Below are 20,905 nucleotides of genomic sequence, written 5' to 3'. Positions count from 1 at the left end.
TCCACTACCATTAAAAACTGCTTGTTGAAAACTGTTTGCTGAGAAATGGATACTAAAGAGTTACTAAAAAAAGTTCGAAAGATCGAGATAAAGACACGCCGTCTGTCCGATCATATTTTTGGCGGGGAATACCACTCTACGTTTAAGGGGCGAGGTATGACCTTTAGTGAAGTCCGCCAGTACCAATTTGGTGATGATGTCCGTACGATTGACTGGAACGTTACCGCTCGGTACAACGAACCCTACATTAAAGTTTTTGAAGAAGAACGCGAGCTCACCATGATGCTTATGGTAGATGTAAGCGGCTCTGAACTTTTTGGTACTACAAATCAGTTTAAAAAGGATGTAATTACAGAGATATCGGCCACATTGGCCTTTTCTGCTTTACAGAACAATGATAAAGCGGGCCTAATTCTTTTTTCTGATGAGATAGAGCTTTTTATTCCTCCTAAAAAAGGAAAAAGTCACGTGCTTCGCATCATTAGGGAATTGCTAGAATTCAAACCAAAAAGTAACAAAACGGATGTTGCTGCCGCCCTTAAGTTCTTGAGTAGCGTAATGAAGAAAAAGGCAATAGTTTTTGTACTGTCGGATTTTATTGCGGAGGACTACGAAAAGACTTTAAAAATTTCTGGCAACAAACACGATCTTACGGGTATACGGGTATATGATCAGCATGAAGAGAGTATACCTAACCTAGGTATGGTCCAAATGCAAGATGCAGAAACCGGAAAAATAAGCTTAGTAAACACACAATCAAAAAGTGTGCGCAGGTCATACGAGGCATATTATAGACAACGTGTAGATTATTATAAGAACACGTTTTCAAAATCTGGTTGTGGAGTAATAGATTGTAGGGTAGACGAGAGTTACGTAAAAAAATTATTAGGCTATTTTAAGCGCAGAGGTTAATGCTAAACAAATACTTTATAAACTATTCTAACAACAACTATACATTGCTTTTAAAGCGATGTGTTTTACTTTGCGTTTTGTTTGTAGGGTTTTCCACTTTTTCACAAACCGCTCCCAAAGTAAGTACCAAGATCGACACTACCTCCATAAAAATTGGAGACCAAATAACATTTACCGTTACGGTAGAAACGGATACAACAGCACAGGTTATTTTCCCAGAGGGGCAAACATTCTCGCCCTTAGAAACGGTAGAAGCATTTGCTACGGACACCACACGTCAAAACGACCGAATGACCCTGCAGAAAATCTATGCCCTTACTCAATTTGATTCCGGTTCATATAAAATACCCGCACAGCGGATAGAAATTAATGGGGAAGGATTTTTAACAGACTCCACACGCATAATTAACGTTGCCAATGTTGCCGTAGACACCTTGGCGCAGAAAATGTACGACATTAAACCCCTAATGGAAGTAGATAAGAGCTACTCTGCCATTTGGAAAATTCTTTTATTGGTAATTCTTGGGCTTCTCATTATTGGTGGCCTATTGTATTGGTTTGTTTTTAGAAAGAAACCGCTAACGGAAGAGGAAAAAGTAGCACTTTTACCTCCATATGATCGCGCTTTGCTAGAACTTAAAAATCTTGAAAAATCAAAATACCTTATTCAAGACGAGTATAAAGAGTACTATTCAGAACTGACTGGCATTGTTCGTTCTTACCTGGAAGAAGATGCTAATGTTTCCGCTTTGGAAAGTACAACCGATGAACTCATTGGCAAGCTTGAATTGCTAAAAGATGCGGGAGAACTAAAAATAGATGATGACACGCTACAACAGTTCAAACGTATTCTACAGACTGCAGATTTAGTTAAGTTCGCAAAATCCAAACCGGACACTTCAGTTGCCGAGCAAGACCGCCAATCTATTGAGCAAATCGTTCACAAAACCCATGATGCCCTCCCTGAGCCTACAGTGGAGGAATTGATGGAGCAAGAAGAATACAAAGAGGAGCTCGAGAAAAAGAAACAAAAGAAAAAGATTATATACGCCAGTGTAGCCGTTATTGGTGTTTTGGTGATTTCATTTGCAGCTGCTTCCGCCTATTACGGTTTCACATATGTAAAGGATACTATTCTTGGCCACCCTACAAAAGAACTTTTGGAGGGCGAATGGGTGTCCAGTTCTTACGGTTACCCGCCTATAAGTCTTGAGACTCCGCAAGTGCTCACTAGACAGGAGACCAAACTTACGCCAGAAATGAAGGGCTCCATAAAAGAGTTGCAAATGTTCAGTTACAATAGCAACCAAGGCTTCTTTATGGTAGGTACCACATCAACCACCTTGGCACAGGAAGTAGAACCCGAATTTAATAAATCTATAGAAGCATTTATTAAGAATTTAGAAAAAGGAGGGGCAAAAAATATCATCACCAAACAAGAAGAGTTTGTTACGGTTACCGGCGTAAAAGGAATTAAGGTCTTTGGTAGTGGTAAATTCCCAGTACCCGGATCAGATGAATTGATAGATGGCGAATACAGCATACTGCTTTTTGGCGGAAAAGGATTTCAACAGCAGATTATTATAAATTGGCTAGAAGAAGATGAGTACGCCCAAGAAATAGTAGATCGGATTTTAGGCTCAGTAGAAGTAAAAACAGAATTATAGATGTTGGATAATATATCATTTGCAAACCCGGAATTTTTTTGGTTGCTATTATTGCTTCCTCTGGCCGTGCTTTGGTATTTCTACAAACGTAAGGAACAGGTTGCCTCTTTAAAAATACCTACTATAAAAGGTTTTGAAAACACAGGCTTCCTTCCAAAATTAAAGCCTTTATTGTTTTTGCTCCGTCTATCCGCCCTTACCGCAATTATTGTGGCTATGGCAAGACCACAGACAGAGGATATCTCTACTAGAACCAAAACCACCAAGGGTATAGACATTGTTATGGCTATAGATGTTTCTTCCAGTATGTTGGCAAGAGATCTTAAACCTAATCGTCTGGCCGCTTTAAAAGACGTTGCTTCGGAATTCATTAAGGAACGCCCTAATGATCGTATTGGCTTGGTTGCTTATGCAGGCGAAGGCTACACCAAAACACCCATAACAAGTGATAAGGAGATAGTTTTACGAGCGCTACGGGAAATTACTTATGGGCAGCTAAATGACGGTACGGCAATAGGTATGGGCTTGGCCACTTCGGTAAATCGTCTAAAAGAAAGTAAAGCGTCTAGTAAGATTATTATTCTATTAACAGATGGGGTAAACAACTCCGGTTTTATAGAACCGCAGACCGCTGCAGATTTGGCCATAGAATTTGGTATTAAGACCTATACCATTGGTTTGGGAACTAATGGCAATGCACTTTCTCCGGTAGCTTATAACAGTGATGGTTCTTTTAGATATGGCATGCGCCAGGTTGAAATTGACGAGGACCTTCTAAAAGATATTGCAAAAGTTACAGGAGGGAAGTATTTTAGGGCCACTGATAATGAAAAGTTAGAGGCTATTTACGACGAAATAAACAAACTAGAAAAAACAGAGATAGAAGAGTTTAAATACTACAAGTACGAAGAGAAGTTTAGGCCTTGGGTTCTTTTGGCAGGTGCCTTGCTTTTATTGGAATGGCTTTTGAGAAATACCCTTTTCAGAAGTTTTATTTAAGATTTTTTTAGCGCAGTATTTGACAAACTTGTATTAGATTCAAACTACGAACAAAGCAGAATGATTCAATTAGACGAAAAAATATATTTCTATTTACTGGCCATAATACCGGTCATCATCGTCTTGTTCGCACTTTTGCAACTATGGAAAAAGCGAACACAGAAGAAATTTGCCGAAACTCCTCTTTTAAAACGACTATCTCCGGACAAGTCCAATTTTAAATCGGGCTTAAAACTTTTGTTCTTTTTGTTGGGCATCACCTTTCTGACATTGGGGCTGGTGAACCCTAAAATTGGCACGAAATTGGAAACCGTAAAACGCGAAGGTGTTGACGTGGTTTTTGCCGTAGATGTCTCTAAAAGTATGTTGGCGGAAGACATTGCCCCTAACCGTTTGGAGAAGGCCAAACGCCTCGTTTCCGAGATTATCAACCAATTGGCAAGTGACCGTATCGGTATTATTGCCTATGCAGGACAAGCCTTTCCGCAACTGCCCATTACAACAGATTATGGCGCTGCAAAAATGTTCTTGCAAAGCATGAATACAGATATGCTTACCTCGCAAGGTACCGCCATAAACGAAGCAATTAATCTGGCTACCACGTATTACAATGATGAAGAACAGACCAATCGTGTGCTTTTTATCATTTCAGATGGGGAAGACCACTCAGAAGGCAATACAAATGATGCTGTAGAGAAAGCCATAGAAGAAGGCATTCAGATTTTCACCATTGGGGTTGGAAAAACCAAGGGCGCTCCTATTCCAATTAAGAGAAATGGGGTTGTAGAAAGCCTTAAGAAAGATTCTCAAGGCGAAGTGGTCATTACTAAATTGAACGAAGATGTACTTATAGACATTGCAGATGATGGTAATGGAGAGTACATTGATGGTTCTAACACAGAAGCTGCCGTAGAACTCATAAAAGAGAAACTGCTTCAAATGGACAAGAAAGAGTTTGAAGCGAAACAATTTGCAGAATTCAAAGACCAATTTCAATGGTTTCTAGGTATTGGATTATTATTTTTGCTATTGGATATCTTTGTTCTTGACAAGCGAACAAAATGGCTCAAAAAGCTGAATTTATTCAACGAAAAAGAAATAGAATAATGAGGAATATTTTTTTCATATTGTTTTTTATCGGTTTCGTTTCTTTTGCACAAGAAGAGGAAAAAGAAAGAGAACAAGCACTTGACGCTTCTAAAAATCTAACTTACGAAGGCAACAAAGCACTCTCAGAAGATAATTTTATAGATGCCGAAGTAGATTACAGAAAGGCAATTGCCAAAAGCGATGAAAACTCTGCGGCACCTTACAACTTAGCGAATGCCTATTATAACAAAGAAACATATAGCGAAGCTTTTGGGCGTTACAAGCAAGCTGGTGAACTAGCAACTAATAAAGTTGATAAGCACAGTGCGTACCACAATATGGGTAACGTGTTCATGAAAAGAAAAGAATATCAAAAAGCCGTTGAAGCTTATAAAGAAGCCCTTCGTAATGACCCTAAAGATGAAGAAACGCGTTACAATCTAGCTTTGGCCAAAAAGATGCTCGAAAAAGAACAAGAGCAGAACGACCAAAACCAAGACAACAAAGACGATCAGGACAAGAACGAAGACCAGAAAGACGAAAACGAGGATAAAAAAGACGGCGACAATAAAGAAGAGAACCAAGACCAAGATAAGAAGGACGAAGGAGACAAGGGAGACGAAGGCGATAAGAACGAGGAACAGAAAGACGAGAATAAAGAAGGTGAAGGTGATGAAAAGGAGGAGCAGAAAAAACAACCTGACCAAGGTGAAGGTGACAAACCAGAAGAACAGCAGCAACAGCCCCGTCCCAATCAATTAAGTAAACAACAGGTACAAAATCTTCTTGAAGCCATGCAGAACGAAGAGAAAAAGGTACAAGAAAAAATAGACGCCCAAAAAGTAAAAGGCGTTAAGGTTAAAAACGAGAAAGATTGGTAAAGACCATTATACATAAAACCCTCTTAGCATTATTACCTATACTGCTTCTTGTTTTTTCTGTGAACGCGCAAGATGAGGCGGGCATTACCTTTGAAATGAAACTCAGCAAGGACAAACTGGGTATCAATGAGCGGTTGCGAGTAGATTTTACGATGAACAAGGATGGGGATAACTTTAATCCACCAGCTTTTGAAGGCTTTCGTGTTCTAATGGGACCATCGCAGTCCATTAGTTCTTCGTGGGTCAATGGTGTTCGTAGTTATTCCAAAACCTATTCTTACACCTTAGCTCCCACTACTAGAGGTAACATGACCATTAAGCAAGCTACTATTGTTATTGATGGAAAAACATATAAGTCTTTAGCAAGAAAAGTGGAAGTAACTGCTGCTGTAGACAAGCCCAGTGATCAAATGACGGCAGATGATGTAGCAGACGAAAGCTTACATCTAGTTGCTGAAGTTTCTAAGACAAACCCCTACTTAAACGAAGGGCTGAGTGTGGTCTATAAACTATACGTAAGTCCGTCTATAAGTGTTTCAAACTATCAACCATTGGACAATCCCAAATACAACAACTTCTGGAGCCAAGACATTCCTGTTTCTAGGCCTGTTGCAGAAAATGGAACGTACAAAGGAAAACCTTATCGTTATGTAGTATTAAAACGGGTAGTACTTTATCCGCAGAAATCCGGAAAATTAGAAATAGAACCGCTTTCTCTAGATGTTACTGTAGATGTACCTTCTAACAAGCGTGATTTCTTTGGAGGGCGTATATATTCACAAACAAACAAAACAGTTTCCGCCGGAAAACGCACTATTAACGTTAAGCCATTACCGGAAAAAGGAAAGCCCGTTAACTTTAGTGGAGCCGTTGGTAACTTTGATTTTTCCGTTACCACTAGCAAAACCGCCTTAAACGCCTCAGAATCATTACAGGCAAAGGTAGAAGTAAGCGGTAAAGGAAATTTAAAACTCTTTCAACTACCTGAGCCCAATTTACCAGGTTCTCTTGAGGTTTATGAACCTGAATTTAATGAGAATGTACGTACCACCCTATCAGGTTCACAAGGTAAGGTGAGTAACAGTTACACAATCGTACCTTCGTTTAAAGGTAAATACCCAATTCCCGGCATATCGTTCACATACTTTGACCCGAATGCAAAAACGTATAAGACCATTACTTCGGACGAAATTCTAATCAACGTAAAAGAAGGCCCTACCAACTCTAGCATTGGAAACACTGTTGATGGCAACTCTAATACAAAACAAACGGTAGCAGTAGGAAATCAATTTAACTTCCTAAAACTGGACTCGAATTTAAAACCTATAGGTTCTAACTATTTCTTTAGAACTAAACCGTACTACCTATGGTTATTACTACCATTAGTATTGATTCCCTTAGCCGTTTTATTAAGCAAAAAACGTGAGGCAATTGCTAGTGACGTAGTGGGCAATAAAGTTAGAAAAGCAAATAAGCTAGCCAGAAGATACCTCTCTAAAGCTAAAAAGGAATTAGGTAATAAAGAGGCATTTTACATTGCTTTAGAAAAGGCATTGCACAATTACCTAAAAGCCAAGCTTAAAATTGAAACATCTGAATTCAGTAAAGATAAAATAACCTCTCTTTTGAATGAAAAGCAGGTAGACAGTACTACCACAGAAGGGTTTATTTCATTACTCAAAAACTGTGAAATGGCGCGTTACAGCCCTTTTTCGGATGTGCAGATGCAACAGGATTACGATAAAGCAAGCGAGGTAATTTCGCATTTAGACAAACAGCTTTAATGAAAAAGTTATAAATTATTCAATTTGAAAATAACGAAGTGAAAAATATACTTCTCATACTTGTTTCCTTTTTAACCTTTACGGTTTCCGCTCAGAACAATGCGTTGTTTAACAAGGCTACGGAAGCCTACAATGTGGGCGAGTACCAAAAGGCAGTAGACAGTTATTTAGAGATTTTGAGCAATGGAAAACACTCTGCAGAGCTGTATTATAACTTAGGCAATGCTTACTACAAGCTTAACCAAGTTGCCCCAAGTATTTACTATTATGAAAAGGCACTTTTACTAAAGCCTAATGATAATGAGATTAAAAACAATCTAGGTTATGCCCAAAATATGACCCTAGATGCCATTGACCAAATACCGGTTACAGGACTTTCTAAAATCTATAATAACATAATAGGCAGTTTATCTTTTGACCAATGGGCCTATGCATCCATTATTTTTATGGTGCTTTTTGTCCTACTATATATAGCATTCTATTACTTTCATTATTCTTCCAGAAAACGACTTGCCTTTATCTTTAGCGTAATTTCACTTTTACTAATGATAACCTCCGTAGTGTTTGCTTTTCTTCAGCATAACAAATTTAAAGCAGATCAACCGGCTATTGTTTTTGCTAAAGAAGCTAGTGTAAAGGCTGAGCCAAACAAAAGAGGCCTAGAGACTTTCGCACTTCATGAAGGCACTAAAGTTAATGTAATTGAAGAGTTAAACGACTGGAAAAAGATTCGTATTTCTGATGGAACTACGGGCTGGATTCCATCCGAAGACATAAAAACATTGAAAGATTTTTAATATTTCCTTAACGATCAATAAAATAGTTGGTGTTATATTTGCGTTTCCTATAAACAACTATGAAAGTTTTTGCTCGTTTTCTTTTGCTTTCACTTTGGCTATTTGCCATTGCAGCGCCGAGCGTAATAACTTTGCTAGATGTTGACAACCCAGTTATTGTAACAAACCTAAATGAAGAGGAACAGCAAGAGAACCTCAAAAAATCTCCTGTAGAGGAAAAGTTCGTAAGTACTAATTATTATGATTTTTCTTTAATAGCCCTATCAGAACGATCTATTCTGGGTCATTACCACATTATGGGCTATATTGATTTCACAGTTGAAATTCTTCTCCCTCCACCCGAACACCTTAGTTAATCTTTTCCAACAAATTTATTTCGATTAGCTAAAAACTTGTTCTCTAATTTTAGTGAGGACGAAACTATTTTTTATATGTTCAAAAATTTTAAGAGCGACCTTCCCGCAAGTGTCGTAGTATTTTTTGTGGCCTTGCCTCTATGTTTAGGTATAGCCCTTGCCAGTGGCGCCCCGTTATTCTCAGGTGTAATAGCTGGTATTATTGGCGGTGTAGTTGTAGGAGCACTTAGTGGCTCCAAAATTGGTGTAAGTGGACCAGCAGCCGGATTGGCCGCGATTGTTTTAACTGCAATTGGCACCTTGGGAGGTTTTGAAAACTTCTTAGTTGCTGTTGTTCTAGGAGGCGTTATTCAAGTTGTATTTGGTATTTTAAAAGCAGGTGTTATTGGATACTATTTTCCTTCTTCTGTGATAAAAGGAATGCTTACCGGTATCGGTATTATTATCATTCTAAAGCAGATTCCTCACTTTTTTGGATACGACCCTGACCCTGAAGGTGATTGGGCCTTTTTCCAAGTAGACGGAGAAAATACATTTTCGGAGATTCTAAATACCGTTAATAATATTAGCCCTGGTGCTACACTAGTTGCGGTCATCGGACTATCTATTTTGTTGTTATGGGATAAAGTTCTTTCTAAAAAAGGGAAAATATTTCAATTGGTTCAAGGCCCCTTAGTTGCTGTTGCCGTAGGTATTATCTTTTTCATTCTGACACAAAACAGTGAAGCTTTGGCAATTTCTTCGGAACATTTGGTGAAAGTTCCTGTTCCTGAAGATGCAGCCTCGTTCCTAGGTCAGTTTAGCTTTCCTAATTTTAGTGCTATTGCTAATCCCGCAGTTTGGGTCACGGCTTTCACTATTGCACTGGTAGCAAGTTTAGAGACCTTACTGTGTGTTGAAGCAACAGACAAATTAGATCCAGAAAAGAACGTAACACCAACAAATAAAGAGTTATTAGCACAAGGTGCTGGTAATATACTTTCTGGTTTAGTTGGAGGTTTACCTATCACACAGGTAATTGTGCGTAGTTCCGCTAACATACAATCTGGAGGAAAATCTAAACTATCTACCATTTTACACGGTTTTCTCTTGTTGATTTCGGTTATTCTTATTCCAACATTATTGAATATGATTCCTTTGTCCGTATTGGCAGCTATACTATTTATTGTAGGTTACAAACTGGCAAAACCGGCACTTTTTGCAACGATGTACAAATTAGGATGGAAGCAATTTGTTCCTTTTATTGTTACCGTACTAGGAATTGTGTTTACTGATTTACTTGTTGGTATTAGTTTAGGATTAGCTGTTGGAATCGTTGTTATTCTATTGAAGAGCTATCAGAACTCGCACTTCTTGCATATAGAAGATGTAAGTAATGGCAAGCATAAAATAAAAATGACACTGGCCGAAGAAGTTACCTTTTTTAACAAAGGTGCTATCCTTAAAGAATTGGACAGTTTGCCAAGAGATACATATTTGGAGCTAAACTTGCTAAAAACCAGATATTTAGACATTGATATTATTGAAATTTTAGATGATTTTTCGGTGAAAGCCAAAGAACGAAACATTGATATTCAATTGGTATCAAAACGCGGTGTAATAGAAAACCCGGATAGCTTTACTGAGTTTTTCAGGACAAGGCCCAAATCTAAAATAAGTCTAAGTTAAGCGCCATGAGAAGGAACAGGTATAAAATAGCGGTATTCTCAGATTTGACGGACAGCATGCTAAGCCTTCTTAAAAGTTCGGTTAGCTTGGCACAAATGATTGATGGTGAAATAGAGGTTTTTAACGTTACAAAACCTACCAAAATTATTGGCAAAGACAATCAATTATCGGCAATTCGCACCATAAACCGTGAGTATATTTTAACCGATAAGCGAATGAGAGGTATCGTTTCACCTATATCAGAGGATTATAATGTTCCTATTAACTACACTAGCACTTTTGGTAATGTAAAAACTGAAATTGCCAGATATTTATCGGAAAACGAACCAGATGTTATCGTTCTTGGAAGAAAAAAAATAAAACCTTTCAATACTATAAACGATAGAATCACCAACTTTGTCTTAGGCACTTTTAAAGGGTCTGTTATGATTGTCCCCGAAACAAATAGTCTCGAGCCAGGGAAAAAGATTGGAATTGGCATGCTTAATTGCTCAGGTGAATCCTATAATTCACCTTTCAGTGAAACTCTTTTTACCCATGCAAACAGTCCATTAAAGTCCTTCAATCTTATTGATGGCTCTAAGCCACAGCCACAGCCCTATCAGTTTTTAGGGAGGAAAACGGTGAATTATGTTTTTGATTACAATCAAAACACAATAAAGACACTTCCTACTTATCTTTCTATGAGCAACATAGATTTGTTGTTCGTAGAACGAAAAAGAAAGGAAAATGACAACACCACTGATGTAGCAAACATGTACGATACAGCAAAAAAACTAGGGGTTACTCTTATGGTTGCCGGTGAAAAACGCACTAATAACGAGTACCAAACTAATTTACAAATAGCATAATTAAAATAAAAAATATATGAAAGCACATACTAAGGAGACGCAAGCAACTATGACTCCTGAAAAAGCATTAGTCTTTTTAAAAGAGGGCAACCAACGTTTTCAACAAAACCTAAAAGCCAACAGAAACCTTTTAGAACAAGTTAATGACACTAGTGAAGGACAGTGGCCCTTTGCCACTATATTAAGCTGTATTGACTCCAGAGTTTCGGCAGAACTAGTTTTTGACCAAGGTCTAGGCGATATTTTCAGTATTCGTATTGCGGGGAACTTTTCTAATGAAGATATTCTAGGCAGTATGGAATTTGCTTGTAAACTTGCCGGCACTAAACTTGTTGTTGTATTAGGCCATACGAGCTGTGGTGCTATAAAAGGAGCTTGTGACCATGCCAGATTGGGGAATCTAACAACTCTAATAAATAAAATAGAACCTGCAGTAGAAGCCGTGAGCGAACCTGCGGATGAAAGCCAGAGAAATTCAAAAAACCTTGAATTTGTAGATAAGGTTTCTGAAAAGAATGTCCTTTTGACCATAGAAAACATTCGCCAGCAGAGTCCGGTTTTAGCTGAGATGGAAGACAATGAAGAGATTAAAATTGTTGGTGCTATGTATGACATATCTAACGGAGAAGTCGTATTTTACTAATAATCTGAATTAGATAGGTAAAAAAGGTCAATGTTGACGTTGACCTTTTTAAGTATCGCCTTAAGATTTAGCTTTATTTTGTAAAAAATTACAAGATGAACCTAGATACTGTTTTTGAAAACAATGAAAAGTGGATTGCTGAAAAACTAGAAACAAGTCCGGACTATTTTGAGCAGTTGGCAGAAGGCCAAAGTCCGGAATTGCTATACATTGGTTGTTCAGACAGTAGGGTTACCGCAGAAGAAGTTATGGGAGCAAAGCCAGGCGAAGTTTTCGTGCATCGCAACATTGCGAATATGGTAATCAGTATTGATCTTAATGTACTTTCCGTTGTAAAGTACGCCGTAGATTACTTAAAAGTAAAACATATTATAGTTTGCGGCCATTATGCTTGTGGTGGTGTCAAAGCGGCTATGCAATCAAAAGACCTAGGTGTATTGAACCCTTGGCTACGTAACATACGTGACGTATACCGTCTTCACAAAGAAGAACTCAACACTATTGAAGACGAGACAAAAAAATATGATAGGTTAGTAGAACTAAACGTAAAAGAACAATGCGTTAACCTGATTAAAACAGCTGTGGTGCAAAAAGCATTTCGCGACCACGGATTAAAAGTACACGGTTGGATATTTGATGTTCACACCGGGAAATTAATAGACTTAAAAATAGATTTTGAAGGTTATCTCAAAAATATAATGGAAATCTATCATTTAGATTAAGTAAGTCTATTCTATCGAAACTTAAACTAATCCTTAGTATTAATCTTAACTCTATGAAAAATCTTTTCTTAAACTTTAAAGGAGACTTATTTGGAGGAATAACGGCAGGTATTGTTGCCCTACCCTTAGCGCTAGCTTTTGGTGTTAGCTCAGGCCTTGGCCCTAGCGCCGGACTTTACGGAGCTATTTTCATTAGTTTTTTTGCTGCACTCTTTGGAGGTACTAACACCCAAATTTCCGGGCCTACTGCACCAATGACCGCAGTAAGTATGGTAGTTATAGCTGGTATAATTGCCATAAACGACGGTAGCATAGAGAAAGCATTGCCCGCTATTTTAGTTGTATTTCTATTGGCTGGCCTAATGCAGGTTGGACTTGGTCTTTTAGGTATTGGTAAATACATACGCTACATTCCTTATCCTGTTGTCTCTGGTTTCATGACAGCAATTGGGGTTATTATATTGGTAACGCAAATTTTACCGGCAATAGGATACTATCCAAAAGAGGATGAGGCCTTTGTTGAGCAATACAAACCAATGGCCGAAGAGATTATTCTAGATAATATTTTAAAAGAAGAAGCCGGGGAAGGTATTCTTGTTCTAGAAAATTTTGAAGAAACTATTAAACGTGCAGGGAATATTACTGAAGATGATATGCTTAAAGAAGCACGTACTTTGGCAAAAACTGAAGCTTCAGGTGTGCTGGGTGCTCTTAAAATAATGCCAAGAGCTTTACAGAACATTAATTGGCTAGAGCTTATTCTAGCCTTATCTACCATTGTAATTATATATGGTTTCAAAAAAATAACAACTGCAATCCCTAGTGCCTTGGTAGCACTTATTGTAGTATCTGGTGTAGCTTATGGTTTTGGGTTTAACTATAGACCAATTGAAGAAATCCCAAGTGGTTTTCCCGTACCCAACCTAGGCATATTCACTGGTTTTGAACTAAGCTCGGTAACCCCATATATTTTCACTGCCCTGACTTTGGCATTACTAGGAGCTATTGATTCCCTTTTAACTTCTGTAGTTGCAGATAATATGACCAAAACCAAACACCAACCCAATAAGGAATTGGTAGGACAGGGAATAGGAAACAGTATCGCCGCTATTTTTGGAGGAATCCCGGGAGCAGGTGCCACTATCCGTACTGTTGTAAATATAAATGCAGGCGGCAAAACTAAACTATCCGGTATGGTAGCTGGTGTATTACTATTGGTTGTTCTTTTAGCATTAGGACCAGTAGCTTCTCAAATACCGGCAGCTGTACTCGCAGGAATTCTAGTAACAGTAGGTATTGGTGTTATGGACTACAAAGGTCTAAAAGCTATTCCTAGTTTACCTAAGGATATGAGTTTAGGGCCAATAAAGTTCAGCTCAGAAGTAGTGATAATGCTTGTTGTGCTTGTTCTTTCTTCCGTTTGGAATTTGGTATATGCAGTAGGTGTTGGTCTAGTAATTGCATCTCTAATGTTCATGAAGAAAATGGGGGACCTTACCGCCGAAAGATCAGACGTTAAATCATTAGAAAAAGAAGAAGGTTGGGCAGATGAAGCTGGTATTCCTAAAAACCTTAGAGACAAAATTTTCATCAAACATCTTAAAGGGCCTTTATTCTTTGGTTCTACTAGTGAATTTCAAATACTGGCGGATCAAATTCCGAGGTCGGCATCAACAGTAATTATCCGAATGGACCGTATGCAGTACATGGATCAATCCGGTCTTTACACTTTAGAAGATGTACTCATAGATTTACATAATTCTGATATAGAAGTCTTGTTTGTTGATGTTCTTAACCAGCCACGTTACATGATGGAGCGTGTGGATCTAATACCGGATTTAATCCCGGTAGACCATATTTTTGACACCTTTAATGAGTGCTTAAAATACTTACAACAAAACAAAAATGACAGGTCAATCGAAGCTTCAGCGTAACAGCTATACAATTTATGAGCAATAATGTATTCGGTAATGCCGCAAAAGTCCTAAATTTGCGGCTTTAGCCGAACATCATGATCGATACCATAAAAAAGCACATTACAGAGGTAGAAAAATTTACCGCTACTACTAAAGAGGAACTGGAAACCTTCCGTATTAAATACCTAGGTAAAAAAGGACTCTTAAACGATTTCTTTGCGGAGTTCAAAAATGTACCCAATGAGCAAAAAAAGGAATTCGGTCAAACTATAAATCAGTTAAAGCAAGCCGCCAACGAAAAACTAAATACCCTTAGGGATTCTCTTGAGAGCAAAACCGAAGAAAAAAGTATTTATGGTGATTTAACACGGCCAAGCGAACCTATAGAACTTGGGGCACGACACCCTATTTCTATAGTGAAGAACCAAATTATAGAAATTTTCTCCAGAATTGGATTCAATGTATCAGAAGGGCCAGAGATTGAAGATGATTGGCACAATTTTACAGCCTTGAACTTACCTGAATATCATCCTGCTAGAGACATGCAGGATACATTTTTTGTTCAAACTGACCCAGATATTTTATTGCGCACGCACACTTCATCTGTTCAAGTGCGTTACATGGAAAACAATCAACCTCCTATACGTACCATTTCTCCGGGAAGAGTATACCGTAACGAGGCTATTTCAGCACGTTCGCACTGTTTCTTTCACCAAGTGGAAGGATTATATATTGATAAAGATGTTTCGTTTGCAGATTTAAAGCAGACACTTCAATTTTTCACTACCGAGCTTTTTGGGAAATCCAAAATTCGTTTACGCCCCTCTTATTTCCCATTTACGGAGCCTAGTGCAGAAGTAGATGTGTATTGGGGCCTTGAAACTGAAACTGATTATAAGATGACAAAAGGTACCGGTTGGCTAGAAATCATGGGTTGTGGTATGGTAGATCCAAATGTATTGGACAACTGTGGTATTGACTCTAAAGAATACTCTGGTTTTGCTTTTGGAATGGGAATTGATAGAATTGCTTTATTGCTGCATCAAATTTCTGACATTCGTTTATTGAGTGAAAATGATGTACGGTTCTTAGAGCAGTTCAAAAGCGCCCTATAATCGTTATTAAGGTGAAGAAAGATATAGAAATACCTATTGCCATAGATGTTCACATTGCCATTATTAGGGAATGGAACGAAGATTTCCTATCCAAAGTTTGGAATGCCTACATCATAAATAGTAGAGCAGATGAAATTGAAATGGCAATTGTGGTATCCAAAGGTTTTGATGACGAGCGTCAAACCTCTACCATGAGACACGGTATTGGCACTATCGCTCCAAAGACGTTTAAGAAAGTAGAAATGCTTCAAGAAGAAATTCTTTCATTGAACAATGAATTCTTTGTTACATTCTTTGCTGAAGGCAAGCTTTTTGAAAAGCGTTTCGTATTCCTAAAGAATACCATCTCCGAGAAAAACCTTACCAACATTCCCTTAATCGAAAAAGATGGAATTTTTGCAACCTAAGTCTCACTTAGTGCAGTTTTATCTTTAATAATTTACTCCTTGTTAAGTATCTACCTTTTAATACGATACTAAATTTAGTTTATAATCAAGAATTATTTTTATAGAGCTAATTTACAAGTAGTTACTTCCTAATTTTATCCTTTGTAACAAAACTTTAACTCTCTTTAAGAAAATTTAAGTTCGGTTGGTTTGTTTATTACCGAACTAACACTACCTTTGTTGCTTCAAATCTAGAATTATGGATAAAGAAGAATATAAACAAAGATTAATAGAAGAGTTGGGAGTTCATTTTGAAAATGAATATAGCCTACCTCCATTGGCAGCAAGAATCTTTGGAAATCTTGTAGTTACTGATGAAGTAGGCCTTACGTTCGATGATTGCCAAATGAAAAGAGGAGCTAGTAAGAGTTCCATCTCAACATCACTCAATTTATTACTTCAGCTTGGGATGATTACATATTTTACGAAATCTGGTGATAGAAGAAGATATTTTAAGATTTCGGATAAAAGTACATTTTTTGTCAAAAAGCTAGAACAAGCATTGAAGAAAGCGGCCAACGAGTCTAAAATGATACAAAAAGTTGCTAAATATGATCAAGAGTATAATGTAGAGAAATACAACTCCAACAAAGAAAAGATAGAAGCTTATATGAAGTGTTTAGACCAAAATGAAGTAATATATAAAGAGACTATTGAGGCTTTAAAAAAACTTATATAAAAAAATTTAATAAAAAGGTTCGTTTTAAACCGAACAAACTGAATTAACAAAACCTTAACAAGGTCGAATAAATAATTTAATACAAGTAAACATCCATCTAAAATGAAAAAGTTATCAATCATAGGAGTATTAAGCGCAGGACTTCTTTTAAGTTCCTGTTTTGGAACAACCCCAACGGCACCTGCGGCAGGGGCAACACCTCCTCCACCAAGTTTAAAAGTAAGTGTGTTAAAAAAACAAGACCTTACTGTATACAACCAATTTTCTACTACACTAGAAGGTAAACAGAATGTAGAAATCTGGCCTAAAGTTGCTGGCTTTGTGCAAGAAGTATATGTTGAAGAAGGTCAAAAAATTAAAAAAGGGCAACCTCTTTTTAAATTAGAAACCCAAACCTTGAACCAAGATGCCAATGCCGCCAAAGCTTCTGTAAACGTGGCGAAGGTAGAAGTAGACAAACTTAAACCCTTAGTAGAAAAAGGTATAATTAGCGAAGTTCAGTTAGAGACTGCCAAAGCACAACTTGCTCAGGCTCAAGCTAATTACCAAAGTGTTGCTTCAAATATTGGTTACTCACGTATCACCAGCCCTGTAGATGGTTATATAGGTGAAATTCCCTTTAAAATAGGTGCCTTGGTAAGTTCTGCTATGGGGCAACCATTAACTACCGTATCTGACGTTAGCGAGGTTCGCGCCTATTTTTCAATGAATGAAAAAGAATTGTTGAAACTAAAAGAATCCATGCCAAAAAACGACAAAAATGCTTTGGATATGGAAAAAGCTCCAAGGGTTTCACTAATCATGATCAATGGTGAGGAATATGCTGAAAAAGGTAAAATTGCAATGATCAATACTATCATTAATAGTACAACAGGAAGTGTAACTGCACGAGCTGATTTTGATAACAAGAACAACTTGTTAAGCAGCGGTAGTACAGGAAAAATAAAAATTCCAACAGTATATAACGGCGCATACGAAATACCGCAAACAGCAACTATTGACCTTCAAGGTAAGAAATTAGTTTACGTGGTTAAAGATGACAATACAGTTACTACTATGCCATTAGATATCATCACTACTACCAAAAATGGCTTTATCGTTGAGAAAGGGTTTGAAGAAGGGACTACTATAGTTCTGGAAGGGGTCTCTAAATTAAAAGACGGAATGACCATCAGTCCGGTCAAATAAGCATCCGCCAATTATCATAACATATAAATAAAGAACAATGTTTCAAAAATTTATAGATCGTCCCGTACTATCTACGGTGATATCGATCATCATAGTTATTCTAGGTGTTTTGGGTTTGACGACCTTACCTATTGAGGAATACCCTGAAATAGCACCACCAACCGTTCAAGTAACAAGTACCTATACAGGTGCGAATGCTGAAACGGTACTAAAAAGTGTTGTTGTACCATTAGAGGAGCAGATAAATGGTGTTGAAGACATGTTATACATGACTTCCAACGCAAGTAATGACGGTGCTGCAACCATTAACGTATTTTTTAAACTGGGTACTGATCCTGATATTGCCGCGGTAAACGTTCAGAACAGGGTTGCCCGAGCAAATAGTGTCCTGCCACAAGCAGTTGTACAGACTGGTGTTATTACCCAAAAGTCTCAAACTAGTGCATTGTTATTCTTCTCTCTATTCTCGGATAACGATGAATATGATGCCACTTTCGTAGAAAACTACGCTAGAATTAACATCGTACCTAAGTTACAACGTATAGAAGGTGTGGGTAACGTTACCGTTTTTGGTTCTAAGGATTACTCCATGCGTATATGGTTAAATCCTGAAAAGATGGCCGCATATAAACTTATGCCATCAGACATACAAAATGCACTTAGAGAACAAAACCTTGAAGCAGCAACAGGTAAAATTGGTGAAAATGCCGATGGTGTTTATGAATATGTATTAAAGTATAAAGGTCGTCTTTCTGATGAAGCTGAATATGAAAATATCATTATTAGAGCGCAGGAAAATGGTCAGTTTTTAAGACTTAAAGATGTTGCTGAAATTGAATTAGGTGCTTTTAATTATGGTACCAAGAACGAAGGTATGGGTAAGCCCGGTACCGCTGTTGGTATTTTTCAAACTTCAGGATCTAATGCAAATGCTATTATTGATGAGATTCAAACTATACTAGATGAAAGCAGTCAAGATTTCCCTAAAGGACTGGATTATGTAATTCCTTATAACACTAAAGATTTCTTAAGTGCATCTATAGAACATGTTGTACAAACCTTAATAGAAGCCTTTTTATTGGTTTTCTTAGTGGTTTTCATATTCCTACAGGATTTTAGATCTACGTTAATACCCGCTATTGCCGTTCCGGTGGCGATTATTGGTACGTTCTTCTTTTTATCGCTCTTTGGATTTTCCATTAACATGTTGACTTTGTTCGCAATGATTCTGGCCATTGGTATTGTGGTGGATGATGCCATTGTGGTGGTGGAAGCGGTACACGCCAAAATGGAGGAAGGTGCTACCAATGCTAAACTAGCCACCAAATCTGCAATGACAGAGATTTCAGGTGCCATTATCTCTATTACTTTGGTAATGTCCGCTGTATTTATCCCGGTATCGTTCATTAGTGGGTCATCAGGTGTGTTCTACCAACAGTTCGGTATAACATTGGCTATTGCCATTCTTATTTCCGCGGTAAACGCTTTAACGTTAAGTCCGGCCTTGGCCGCACTCTTATTGAAGCCCCATAATACATCCGAAGAAAAGAAAAAAGGATTTTCAAAGCGTTTCTTTTCAGCCTTTAATACCGGTTTTAATGCAATAACCGATAAATACGTTAGCTCAGTAAAATTCATTATCAAAAGAAAATGGGTAACAGGATTGTCTCTTGTAGTGTTTGGAGTTATAGCGTACATGTTATTTCAATCAACACCAACTGGTTTTATACCAAATGAAGATAAGGCGATTGTGTTTGCCGATGTTACCATGCCTCCTGGTACCACTTTAGAGCAAACGCAGAAAACCGTTAAAAAACTAGATTCTATTTATGCTTCAATGGATATCATTAAAGCTAGAATGAACATTACAGGATTTAGTATTTTGAATAGTGTAAACGGTGGTTCTTATGGCTTCTCCGTACTTCGTCTTAAAGATTGGGGCGAACGAGAAGGCGATGCAGAATCCGTTAAAGCCGTGGTAGGAAGCCTGTTCGCAAAAACAGCCGGCCTAAAAGACGCCAAAGTATTCTTCTTTACTCCACCAAGTGTGCGTGGTTTTGGTAACTCTACCGGTTTTGAAATGAACCTACAGAGTAAAGATGCAGATGACTGGCAGACCGTAAACAAAGTAACCAATGAATTCTTGGCTGCAATTAACGCAAGACCAGAAGTTCAATATGCCATTACGAACTTCAATGCCAATTTCCCTCAATATGAATTGGAGGTTGATGTTGAGAAAACTAAAATGGCCGGTCTAGCGGTAACAGATGTATTTAGCGCCATGCAAGGATATTATGGTGGATTGTATACGACTGACTTTAACAAGTTTGGTAAGCAATATCGTGTAATGATCCAAGCAAAACCAGAAGATAGAGCAGATGAAAACTCATTGAACCACATTTTCGTAACGAATGCAAGTGGCGAGTCGGTTGCCGTATCTCAATTTGTATCGTTAAAGAAAATTTACGGTCCTGAAGTGGTAAGTAGATTTAACCTGTTAAGTTCTGTAAAAATTAATGGAGCCATGAACCCTGGTTATTCTACAGGTGATGCCATTAAGGCAATTGAAGAGGTTACCGCACAGGTATTACCTAACAATTATACTTACGAATATTCAGGGCTTACAAAAGAGGAAAATAGCGCAGGTAGCCAAACCATCATCATTTTTATATTGAGTTTGGTATTTGTGTACTTCTTATTAAGTGCTCAGTATGAATCGTATATTTTACCATTTTCAATTCTACTGTCGCTACCCGTTGGTATTGCAGGAGCAATTGGCTTCGTAAGCATGGCAGGACTTGAAAACAACATCTATTTTCAGATTGCATTGATCATGCTTATTGGTCTACTTTCTAAAAATGCCATTCTTATTGTAGAATTTGCATTGCAGCGAAGAAAACACGGTATGTCTATCATTGAATCCGCTATTGACGGTGCCAAAGCGAGACTTAGACCCATTTTAATGACATCGTTTGCCTTTATCCTTGGTTTAATGCCATTGGCCTTGTCCACAGGTATTGGAGCAGTCGGTAACCGATCTATTGGTATGAGTGCTGTTGGGGGTATGTTGATAGGTACCATATTTGGTGTATTCGTCATACCGGCATTATATGTCATTTTCCAGACCATTCAAGAGCGTATAACCGGTGCTCCACAACAAGAAGTAATTGAAGAACCAAAGAACTAGAGAAA

Annotated in this window: 18 protein-coding genes; all 18 read left to right on the top strand. The window is 37.9% G+C overall.

Annotated elements, in window-relative coordinates; translation table 11 throughout:
• The first annotated feature begins 45 nt into the window (after positions 1 to 45).
• The 18 genes from IWC72_RS07315 (at position 46) to IWC72_RS07230 (ending at position 20,900) form a co-directional block, all read left to right on the top strand.
• Positions 46 to 912, top strand: coding sequence for a DUF58 domain-containing protein (locus IWC72_RS07315; protein ID WP_194529330.1), 867 nt, complete (start codon positions 46 to 48; stop codon positions 910 to 912).
• Positions 912 to 2,579: a BatD family protein gene (locus tag IWC72_RS07310; protein WP_226979518.1), complete on the top strand. Its 1,668-nt coding sequence runs from the start codon at positions 912 to 914 to the stop codon at positions 2,577 to 2,579. The genes IWC72_RS07315 and IWC72_RS07310 overlap by 1 nt, the downstream gene beginning before the upstream one ends.
• Positions 2,580 to 3,578 carry a vWA domain-containing protein gene (locus tag IWC72_RS07305; RefSeq protein ID WP_194525523.1) on the top strand — a complete coding sequence of 333 codons (999 nt, stop codon included), beginning with the start codon at positions 2,580 to 2,582 and terminating at the stop codon, positions 3,576 to 3,578.
• Positions 3,579 to 3,638: 60 nt separating this feature from the next.
• Positions 3,639 to 4,685, top strand: a complete 1,047-nt coding sequence (locus tag IWC72_RS07300; RefSeq protein WP_194529329.1) for a VWA domain-containing protein — start codon at positions 3,639 to 3,641, stop codon at positions 4,683 to 4,685.
• Positions 4,685 to 5,548 (top strand): tetratricopeptide repeat protein, encoded by an 864-nt coding sequence (locus tag IWC72_RS07295; protein ID WP_194529328.1) that lies wholly within the window; start codon positions 4,685 to 4,687, stop codon positions 5,546 to 5,548. The genes IWC72_RS07300 and IWC72_RS07295 overlap by 1 nt, the downstream gene beginning before the upstream one ends.
• Positions 5,542 to 7,332 carry a BatD family protein gene (locus IWC72_RS07290; protein WP_226979517.1) on the top strand — a complete coding sequence of 597 codons (1,791 nt, stop codon included), beginning with the start codon at positions 5,542 to 5,544 and terminating at the stop codon, positions 7,330 to 7,332. Before IWC72_RS07295 ends, IWC72_RS07290 begins: the two co-directional genes overlap by 7 nt.
• 38 nt (positions 7,333 to 7,370) lie before the next feature.
• Positions 7,371 to 8,129, top strand: a complete 759-nt coding sequence (locus IWC72_RS07285) for a tetratricopeptide repeat protein (protein ID WP_194525518.1) — start codon at positions 7,371 to 7,373, stop codon at positions 8,127 to 8,129.
• Positions 8,130 to 8,188: 59 nt separating this feature from the next.
• Entirely contained in the window at positions 8,189 to 8,485 is a 297-nt protein-coding gene (locus tag IWC72_RS07280; protein ID WP_194525517.1) for a hypothetical protein, read from the top strand.
• Between the two features lie 75 nt (positions 8,486 to 8,560).
• A complete protein-coding gene (locus IWC72_RS07275; RefSeq protein WP_194525515.1) occupies positions 8,561 to 10,153 on the top strand; it encodes a SulP family inorganic anion transporter in 1,593 nt (530 codons plus the stop codon).
• A gap of 5 nt (positions 10,154 to 10,158) precedes the next feature.
• The gene (locus IWC72_RS07270) at positions 10,159 to 11,004 is read left to right on the top strand and encodes a hypothetical protein (protein ID WP_194525514.1); all 846 of its coding nucleotides are present in this window, start codon (positions 10,159 to 10,161) and stop codon (positions 11,002 to 11,004) included.
• A 16-nt stretch (positions 11,005 to 11,020) separates the two neighbouring features.
• Positions 11,021 to 11,647: a carbonic anhydrase family protein gene (locus IWC72_RS07265; RefSeq protein ID WP_194525513.1), complete on the top strand. Its 627-nt coding sequence runs from the start codon at positions 11,021 to 11,023 to the stop codon at positions 11,645 to 11,647.
• A gap of 95 nt (positions 11,648 to 11,742) precedes the next feature.
• Entirely contained in the window at positions 11,743 to 12,369 is a 627-nt protein-coding gene (locus IWC72_RS07260; protein ID WP_194525511.1) for a carbonic anhydrase, read from the top strand.
• 53 nt (positions 12,370 to 12,422) lie between these two features.
• Positions 12,423 to 14,303 (top strand): SulP family inorganic anion transporter, encoded by a 1,881-nt coding sequence (locus IWC72_RS07255; RefSeq protein WP_194529327.1) that lies wholly within the window; start codon positions 12,423 to 12,425, stop codon positions 14,301 to 14,303.
• A gap of 77 nt (positions 14,304 to 14,380) precedes the next feature.
• Positions 14,381 to 15,400: a phenylalanine--tRNA ligase subunit alpha gene (gene pheS / locus IWC72_RS07250; RefSeq protein WP_194529326.1), complete on the top strand. Its 1,020-nt coding sequence runs from the start codon at positions 14,381 to 14,383 to the stop codon at positions 15,398 to 15,400.
• An 11-nt stretch (positions 15,401 to 15,411) separates the two neighbouring features.
• Positions 15,412 to 15,807, top strand: coding sequence for a hypothetical protein (locus IWC72_RS07245; protein ID WP_194529325.1), 396 nt, complete (start codon positions 15,412 to 15,414; stop codon positions 15,805 to 15,807).
• Between the two features lie 238 nt (positions 15,808 to 16,045).
• Positions 16,046 to 16,525, top strand: coding sequence for a GbsR/MarR family transcriptional regulator (locus tag IWC72_RS07240; protein WP_194525504.1), 480 nt, complete (start codon positions 16,046 to 16,048; stop codon positions 16,523 to 16,525).
• Positions 16,526 to 16,627: 102 nt separating this feature from the next.
• The gene (locus tag IWC72_RS07235; RefSeq protein WP_194529324.1) at positions 16,628 to 17,713 is read left to right on the top strand and encodes an efflux RND transporter periplasmic adaptor subunit; all 1,086 of its coding nucleotides are present in this window, start codon (positions 16,628 to 16,630) and stop codon (positions 17,711 to 17,713) included.
• 37 nt (positions 17,714 to 17,750) lie between these two features.
• Positions 17,751 to 20,900, top strand: coding sequence for an efflux RND transporter permease subunit (locus IWC72_RS07230; protein WP_194529323.1), 3,150 nt, complete (start codon positions 17,751 to 17,753; stop codon positions 20,898 to 20,900).
• The last annotated feature ends 5 nt before the right edge of the window (positions 20,901 to 20,905 follow it).

It is taken from the genome of Zobellia roscoffensis, from assembly GCF_015330165.1.
GTDB classification, from domain to species: domain Bacteria; phylum Bacteroidota; class Bacteroidia; order Flavobacteriales; family Flavobacteriaceae; genus Zobellia; species Zobellia roscoffensis.
This window is presented reverse-complemented; position numbering and strand designations above follow the sequence as displayed.